The 4,254-nt window shown below is 73.2% G+C and carries 4 protein-coding genes and 1 pseudogene; 2 read left to right on the top strand and 3 right to left on the bottom strand.

Annotation, left to right across the window (positions count from 1 at the left end; all coding sequences use genetic code 11):
- The first annotated feature begins 25 nt into the window (after nt 1-25).
- On the top strand, nt 26-253 hold the full coding sequence (locus GA0115242_RS42610) for a tetratricopeptide repeat protein (protein ID WP_093835028.1): 228 nt from the start codon (nt 26-28) through the stop codon (nt 251-253).
- A gap of 595 nt (nt 254-848) precedes the next feature.
- On the opposite strand, the gene GA0115242_RS32780 is transcribed toward GA0115242_RS42610, so the two are convergent.
- Complete coding sequence (locus GA0115242_RS32780; protein WP_093835022.1) at nt 849-2,063, bottom strand: hypothetical protein; 1,215 nt, start codon at nt 2,061-2,063, stop codon at nt 849-851.
- A gap of 163 nt (nt 2,064-2,226) precedes the next feature.
- Here GA0115242_RS32780 and GA0115242_RS32785 point away from each other — a divergent pair, with 163 nt between their 5' ends.
- A complete protein-coding gene (locus GA0115242_RS32785) occupies nt 2,227-2,439 on the top strand; it encodes a hypothetical protein (RefSeq protein ID WP_093835024.1) in 213 nt (70 codons plus the stop codon).
- Between the two features lie 69 nt (nt 2,440-2,508).
- Here the strand turns inward: GA0115242_RS32785 and GA0115242_RS32790 are convergent, their stop codons facing one another.
- Both GA0115242_RS32790 and GA0115242_RS32795 read right to left on the bottom strand, forming a co-directional pair.
- Complete coding sequence (locus GA0115242_RS32790) at nt 2,509-3,165, bottom strand: SDR family oxidoreductase (RefSeq protein WP_093835026.1); 657 nt, start codon at nt 3,163-3,165, stop codon at nt 2,509-2,511.
- Nucleotides 3,166-3,699: 534 nt separating this feature from the next.
- Nucleotides 3,700-4,254 (bottom strand): annotated as a pseudogene (locus GA0115242_RS32795) (hydrolase); the annotation flags it as partial.

Raw genomic sequence — 4,254 nt, forward strand, 5'->3', positions numbered from 1 at the left:
CCGGGCACGCAGCGAGTTCGAGGCCATCCTCACCCACCGACGCACCAGCCTCGGCGACACACACCCAAGCACCCTCACCACCCGGCACGAACTGGCCCGGGTTCTTCATGATCAGGGAGAGCTGGGCCGGGCACGCAGCGAGTTCGAGGCCGTCCTCACCCACCGACGCGCCAGCCTCGGCGACACACACCCAAACACTCTCACCACCCGGCACGAACTCGATGGCCTTCAACAACTTCGTGCGGACGACTGACCGTCCATGACCTTGCATCACCTGATTCATTCGGTACGGCTTGTTGTCCTGGTTTTTGTCCAGTGCGTCGGCGGACGTCAACGTTCACTGCCGTGCGCACACCCCGTCTGACCTGCCATGCGAACGGTCACGGACGCCTCTGTACGACCACGCGGACAGTTGGAAAGCGTGTTGGGGGCAACCCCTCATTTTCGAAGGGCGACGTCAAACTTGTCGCGTTGCCATCCGGAGCAAGTTCTGCCGTGGTACGCACCAGGTACACCACCTAGAAACGTTCCTAGGTGGTGATGCGGAACTGAACCGTGCGAGGCAGGCGGGGTCCAACTGGCAAGATCTGGACGAGCTGTGGACGGGATTCCGCTACCTGTCTCCCACTAGCCAAGAAGGTCCAGGTCAGACTGCATGTGCGGCGGCGATCTTGAGGGGACTGTAAATCTGCCGGCTTCGCCTTCCCAGGTTCGAATCCTGGCGCCGCCACCCTTGGGGAAACCCCTTCTGACTGTGGAGACACAGTTCAGAGGGGGTTTTCTCGTTGAGTTACCTCGCTGTCGGGTCGAAGGAACCCGGGGCGGCGCGCGCCCCGGGCCCCCGGCCATTACCCCTCCTTGTCGCGGCGTCCCCCGCGCTCCCGGGTGATCAGCCAGGTCCCTCCGACGATCAGCGCGGCGAACAGGGCCAGGACCACGCCCTGGGCCGTCAGGAGCCAGAGCCGGGCGGAGAGCGCGAGCGTCCCCGTCAGGGTGATCTGGAGGGAGCCGACGGCGAACGCGATCGCCGCCGTGAAGATCGCCGCGACCTCCACCGCACGCACCGACGACCGCTGCAGGGACCGCTCCAACCGCGCGTTGGCCGACGTCTGTTCCGCCCACCGCCGCTCCTGCTCCGTGTCGCGCAGCGCACGCAGCCTGCCCTCCTGGATGGCCTCCCGCCGCGTCAGATAGTGGTCCTGGAGCACCGCCAGATCGGCCGGGGGAGCCGCCGCCAGCAGCGACAGGGCCGTGTCGATGCTCTCCAGGGCCGCGTCGTGCCGTCCGCACAGGTGGCGGCCCGCGGCCAGCCGCGCGTGGAACCCGTGGTCGTCCGGGCAGACCCGCACCGCCTCCTCCGCGTGACCGCGCAGCAGTTCGCCCTGGCCGTCGAAGGGCGCAGCGAACGCCACGGCGTGCAGGCAGATCTCCAGCGTGTGGCGGCTCCGGTCCTTCGCGGACCAGGCGCGCTCCAGGAGTTCGCGGGCGTGGTCGACGGTCAGGGCGCGGCTGCCGAACGCGGCGAACGCCTGGAGCGCCAGGTAGACGGGCTCCGTGCGCAGACTGCCGACGGCCGCGGCCGCGGGGGAGAAGGTCAGGAAGGCGTGCAGCTCGTCGAAGCGGAAGTTCGCCCGCAACTTGCCCGCCTGGTACAGCGTGACGAAGAGGGCGGCGCGTTCGCCCCCGGAGCCCGCGGCCGCCTGCTCCGCCATCCCGGCGGTCCGCTCACCCGGCTCCGTGTCGGCCCGGTCGAGGAAGCCGTTGCCGAGCGCCCACCGTTCGGTGACGGCGCCCCGGCCCTCCTTGCGCACATGGTCGAAGACCCACCGCGCGCACGCGGCGGCCGTCCGCGCCGTCGGACGCTCCTGGAAGCGGCGGCGCCAATAGCGGTCGGCACAGAGGAAGTAGGGATCGTCGACCGGGTCGACGCCCTTCACCCCGAACGACGGGACGGTCCCCGAGGCCAGGAACGCGGCGGACACCTCGTCACAGATCAGGGACCGCGCCCGGGGGTCGACGCCGCGCGCCTCCTCCAGCCGCGCGGCGACCGTCGCCGTGTCCATGCGCCCACCACCGTCCGGCATGTCGATGATCAATAACTCGAACATACCTGCCGGGGGCGGGAGTTGGAGAAGGGCGGGTGGAGGGCCGGTGAGCGGGTCTTTTCCGGCGGCGCACCGCACCCCGCGCGACGTGACGCGCCCTCCGCCGGGGCACACTGAACCCATGTCCACTCCGCGCAGACGCTGCCCCGAATGCCGGCGCGAGATCGCCGTCGTCGCCGGTCGTTTCGCCCGCCACGATCCGCCCGGCACCCGCGAGCTCGGCGACCTCGTGTCCTGTCCCGGGTCGCGTCGGCAGGCCCATCTCGGCGCCGCGCAGCCGTCGTTGGACGGCTACGTGCTGCCGGACTTCCCGGGGCAGATGTCCCTGTTCTGACAGGCGCCCGCGAAACGGGTCCCTGTTCTGACAGGCGCCCGCGAAACGGGTGCGACCGGCCCTCCGCCGTCAGTTCCCGGCCACCGACTTCACCGCGACCGACACCGGCGCCGACCCGCTGATCAGCTCCAGCGTCAGACCCGCGGTCGCCGCCGTGTCCAGCAGCTCCGCGATGACGGCGGCCACGTCGTCCCGGGGGACAGGACCGCGGCCCGTGTGCGCCTCCAGGCGGACCAGACCGGTGCCGGCGTCGTCCGTCAGCATGCCGGGGCGCAGGATCGTCCAGTCGAGCCCGTCCAGGCCGCGCACATAGGCGTCCGCCTCGCCCTTGGCCCGCTGGTAGGCGTCGAACACGTCGTCGCCCCGGTGCTCCGGGTCCGCGCCCATCGACGAGACGACCACATGACGGCGCACGCCCGCGCGCACCGCCGCGTCCGCGAAGAGGACCGCCGCCCCCTTGTCCACGGTGTCCTTGCGGGCCGCCCCGCTGCCCGGACCCGCCCCGGCCGCGAACACCGCCGCGTCCGCGCCCCGCAGGGCCCCGGCGACCTCGTCGACCGAGGCCGACTCCAGATCCAGGACGACCGGTTCGGCACCCGCCTCCCGCAGATCGTCGCCCTGCTCGGGACGGCGGATGATCCCCGCCACCTCGTCCCCGCGCGCGGCGAGCAGACGCTCCAGCCGCAGCGCGATCTGACCATGACCACCAGCGATGACAATGCGCATGTCTTCGACCGTACGCCCCGCCCGCCCCGTCCGCCGCACGTCCCGGGGCGGTCACCGGGGCGGACGGGAGCGCGGGGGCGGGAGAGGGGCAGGCGCGAGGAGGCAGGGGGTGCGAAGGGGCGCGTGCCCTCATCCCCGTGATTCCGCCTCCCTCCCCGTGACTCCGCCTCCACGCGCGTGGCGGTGCGGAGACGGGGCGCGGAGGAGGCCCGCCAGGAACGGGGCCTGCCTGCCGAGCCGTTGGGGCACGCGCGTGCCCGCGCGGTCCGACCTGCCCGGGGCCCGATGCGGACCCGGGGCTGCTGTCGGGGATCGCCAGGGCCGCCCCGGACCCTGCGCTGCTCCCTGGGACCGGAGCGCACGTGTCACACAGGCCCGCCCTGGCCCCCCCTACCGCGGACCGGCGCACCCGTGCCGCAACACCCGCCGGCAACGCCCCCGTCCCGCCCCGGACCCGGTGCTGCTGCCGGGGACCGCCGCACCCGTACCGTCAGCCGTTCGCGCCCCGCGTCACGATCCGTTTCGCGCCCCCCGTCACGAGGGATCGCCGCGGCCCTGTCGCGGCAGGCCCAGCTCCGTCGCCGCCGCCGAGTTGCAGTACTCCCGGACCGCGCTGGTCCGCGCCACCACGCGCCCCCGGTGCACCACGATCCGGCTGTAGGCCAGGGAGAGCGCGCCCGCGAGGCCGTCGCCGCGGACGGCGAGCAGCTCCGCCGGGAAACCGGCCTCCACGCGGACCTCGGGCAGACCGAGGGCGTCGCGTGCCGAGGCGCTGATCGCGTCGTAGGCGTCCTCGGGGCGCAGACCGTGCCGCGAGGCGAGGAGGTAGGCCGCCTCCAGGGGGTCCCCGCGGCCGACCGGGTTCGTCGCGTCGCGCAGGGCGCCGCTGCCCGCGGCGACCCGGACGCCCGCCGCCCGCAGCAGCCGTACCGGGGCCGTGTCGCGCAGCTCGGCGGCGCAGCAGCCGCCCTGGGGCAGGCAGACGACCGTCACACCGGCCGCCGCGAGCTGGTCGGCGGCGCGGGCGGCGACGTCGGACGGCAGCCGGTCGAGGCCGCCGCAGGGGCCGAGGGTGACGCCGGGGCGCAG

The sequence above is a fragment of the Streptomyces sp. SolWspMP-5a-2 genome (assembly GCF_900091845.1).
Lineage (GTDB): Bacteria > Actinomycetota > Actinomycetes > Streptomycetales > Streptomycetaceae > Streptomyces > Streptomyces doudnae.